This is a genomic window from Streptomyces sp. NPDC028722 (assembly GCF_040637655.1).
Taxonomy (GTDB): domain Bacteria; phylum Actinomycetota; class Actinomycetes; order Streptomycetales; family Streptomycetaceae; genus Streptomyces.
Genome location: NZ_JBEZWU010000080.1, coordinates 1 through 4,052, shown reverse-complemented (window position 1 = coordinate 4,052; position 4,052 = coordinate 1). Strand labels below are relative to the sequence as shown.

At 75.0% G+C, this 4,052-nt stretch carries 1 protein-coding gene; it reads left to right on the top strand.

Annotated features, from left to right (window positions below):
* Window positions 1-4,052 (top strand): condensation domain-containing protein (locus tag AB0F03_RS37855; RefSeq protein WP_362001032.1); only part of this gene is annotated, 4,052 nt, incomplete at both ends.

The window sequence follows — 4,052 nt, the reverse complement described above, 5'->3', positions numbered from 1 at the left end:
ACGCGGATGTACCGGACCGGGGACCGGGTGGTGCAGCGGCCCGACGGGCAGCTGGAGTTCATCGAGCGGCGCGACCACCAGGTCAAGATCCGTGGTCGCCGTGTCGAGACGGGTGAGATCGAGGCGGTCATCCGCAACCTGGACGCGGTCACGGACGCGGCGGTCGCGGTGCTCCCCGACGCGTCCGGCAACCCGCGCCTCGTCGGCTACCTCACCGGCCCGGGGGTGGATGCCACCCGGGTCCGTGCCGAGCTGGCCCAGCTGCTGCCGGCGTACATGATCCCGTCGTCCTGGCTGGTGCTGGAGGCGCTGCCGCTGACGCCCAACGGCAAGCTGGACCGCAAGGCGCTGCCCCAGCCGGCCCTGACCGGACACCGGACCAAGCGGGCGGCGGGCGACGACCGCGAACGCGTGCTCACGGACATCTTCGCCGAGGTGCTCGGTGTCACCGAGGTCGGCGTGGACGAGGACTTCTTCGCGCTCGGCGGGGACAGCATCCGGTCGATCCAGCTGGTCAGCCGGGCCCGCGCCGCCGGACTCGCCCTGACCACCCGCGACGTCTTCGAGCACAAGACGGTCACCTCCCTCGCGCGGGCGGCCGGCAGCCCGGACCGGACCGCCGGGACGGCGTCGGCGGCCGAGGACGACGGGGTCGGGCCGTACGAACTCACCCCGATCATGGCCCAGCTGCACGAGGAGACCGGCACGCTGACCGGGTCCGTGGCCGAGTACAGCCAGCACATCGTCGTCAGCGTCCCCGCCGGGCTCGACGCCACACTCCTCGACGCCGCCCTGCACGCCGTCGTCGACCACCACGACGCCCTGCGCACCCGGGCCACCGAACCGGCGCCGGGTCTGTGGCACATGGAGGTCCTCCCGCCCGGCGCCCTGGCCGGTGTGCCACTGGCCGTCCCCGCCGAACCGGACGGCACGGGCGGCCCGGCCCGCGCCGAGCGGCAGGCCGCCGTGGCCCGGGCCCGGCTCGACCCCGCCCGTGCCGTCATGATCCAGGCCGTCCTGCTCTCCGCCCCGCCCGGAACGGACACCGGCCGGCTGGTGCTGTGCGCCCACCACCTCGTCGTGGACGGTGTGTCCTGGCGCGTCCTGCTGCCCGACCTCGAAGCCGCCTGCCGTGCCCTCGCCGAGGGCCGCACCCCGGCGCTCGACCCGGTCGGCACGTCGTACCGCGCCTGGTCCGCGCTCCTCGCCGAACAGGCCCGCACCCAGGTCCGTGGCAGCGAAGTCTCCGTCTGGCAGCGGCAGTTGGCAGGGCCGGACCCCCTGGTGGGCACCCGCCGCCCGGACCCCGCCCGCGATGTCCACGGCACCCAGCGCGCGCTGCGCCTGGAACTGGGCCCCGCGGCCACCGCACCCCTGCTGACCGAGGTGCCCGCCGCCTTCCACGCCGAGATCAACGACGTACTGCTCACCGGGCTCGCCCTCGCCGTCGCGGACCGGCGCCGCCGGCAGGGCCACGCCCAGCACGCGCAGACCCTGATCGAGCTGGAGGGGCACGGCCGCGAGCAACTCGGCGACGAACTGGACCTCTCCCGTACCGTCGGCTGGTTCACCAGCGCCTTCCCGGTCCGCCTGGACGTCGGCACCCCCGACTGGGAGGAGCTGTGGGCGGGCGGACCCGCCCTCGCCGGTGTCCTGAAGCGCATCAAGGAGCAACTGCACGCCCTGCCCGGCCGCGGTGTCGGCTTCGGCCTGCTTCGCTACCTCAACCCGCACGCCGCCCGCGTTCTCGCCCGCCACCCGCGGCCCCAGATCGGCTTCAATTACATGGGCCGCTTCGACGCCCGCGAGGACCGGCCGTGGCAGCCCGTCGGCGGTGACGGCGTCGTCGGCACCGGAGCCCACCCCGGCATGCCGCTGCCGCACCTCATCGACGTCACCCCGGCGACCGAGGACCGTCACGACGGCCCGCACCTGATCGCCAACTGGGCATGGGCCGGGACCGCGGTCGCCGAGGACGACGTGCGGGACCTCGCCGAGACCTGGTTCCGCGCCCTGGAACTGCTCGGCCGGCACGCACCCGCGGCGGGCGGCCTCACCCCCGTCGACCTGCCGCTGGCCGGCGTGGACCAGGAGGAGATCGAGGCGTACGAGGCCGAACTCGCCGCCACCGGCAGCCGCCTGGCCGACGTCCTGCCCCTCACCCCGCTCCAGCAGGGCATGCTCTTCCACGCCGACTACGACACGGCGGGCGACGGCGGCACCGACGTCTACACCCTCCAGATCGTCGCGGAGATCGAGGGCGACCTCGACCCCGCCACCCTGCGCGCCGCCGGGCAGGCGCTCCTGGACCGGCACCCGAACCTGCGCGCGTCCTTCCGGGCCCGGCCCGCCGGCGCCCCCGTGCAGCTCGTCCCGGACCGGGCGGAACTGCCCTGGCAGGAGATCGACCTGCGTGACCTGCCGGAACCGGAGCGGAGCGCCGAACTCGACCGGATCACCGAGGCCGAGCGCGGCCACCGCTTCGCCCTGGACCGCCCGCCGCTGCTGCGGTTCACCCTCGTCACCCACGGCGAGGGACGCCACCGCTTCGTCTGGACGAGCCACCACATCCTGGTCGACGGCTGGTCGATGCCGCTGCTGGTGCGGGAACTGTTCACCCTGGGCCGGACCGGCGCAGACGGCACCGCGCTGCCCGCCCCCGTCCCCTACCGCTCCTACCTCGCCTGGCTCGCCCGGCAGGACGGCGAGGCCGCCCGCGCCGCCTGGCGGGAGGCACTCGCCGGCCTCGACGGGCCGACCCTCCTGGTGGACGCCGGCCCCGACCGCACTCCGGTGCTGCCCGCATCCCTGCGCGTCGAGCTGCCCGGCGAGCTGACCGAGGCCCTCACCGCCTGGGCCCGCGCCCACGGGCTGACCCTCAACACCGTGCTCCAGGGTTGCTGGGCGCTGCTGCTCGGCCGGCTCACCGGCCGCCAGGACGTCGTCTTCGGCGCCGTCACCTCCGGCCGGCCCGCCGAGGTTCCCGGCGTCGAATCCATGATCGGCATGTTCCTCACCACCGTGCCCGTACGGGTCCGGCTGCACCCCGGCACCCCTCTCGCCGAACTGCTGCGCACCCTCCAGGACCAGCAGACGGCACTGCTGCCGCACGAGCACCTCGGGCTCGCCGAGATCCACCGGGCCGCGGGCCTGACCGGCGAGGTCTTCGACACCGTCGTCCTCTTCGAGAACTTCCCGCTCGACGCCACCGACCCGGCCGCCGGCACCGAAGGTCCCCGCGTGCTGCGCACCGAGGCCCGGGACGCCCGCCACCACCCGCTCAGCATGGCCGTGTTCCCCGGCGACACCCTGACCCTGCGCTTCGACTACGCGCCCGACCTGTTCACCGGCGCCGACGTCGAGCGGATCGCCGTCATGGTCCGCCACCTCCTGCGGACCGTCGCCGACGGCGCCGACCTGCCGCTCGCCCGCGTCGACGTCACCGCCCCGGCCGTCCTCGGGCGCCCCGGGCAGCCCGGCGAACTCGGCGGCGTGCTCGGCTCCTGGGACCCCGCCCTGCCCGAGGAGAGCCTCGGCGTCGTGGAACGCGTCCGGGCCGTCGCGGCCCGCGTCCCCGACACCGTCGCCGTGGCCGACACCACCGACCACGTCACCTACGGCGACCTCGTCGCACGCGCCGGAGGCCTCACGGCCCGTCTGTCCGCGGCCGGTGTCGGCACGGGGTCGGTGGTGGCGATGCTCGCCGATCCGGGGGTGCCGTTCGTGGCGGGTGTGCTGGGTGTGCTGGGTGCGGGCGGAGCGTATCTGCCGCTGGACCCGGCGGCTCCGGCGGCCCGTAACGCCTCCTTGCTGACCGACAGCGGCGCCCGCTACGTACTCGCCGGGCGCGCCTACGAGACCGAGGCCCGCGCGCTCGCCGGTGGCACCACCGTCCTCTGCCTGGAGGACTCCCTCCTCGACCACGCGCTCCCGCCCGGCGTCGGTGGTGGTCTGGATCTGGCGTATGTGATGTTCACGTCGGGGTCGACGGGTCGTCCCAAGGGGGCGATGGTGCAGCGCTCGGGGATGGTGAACCACCTGTGGGCGAAGGT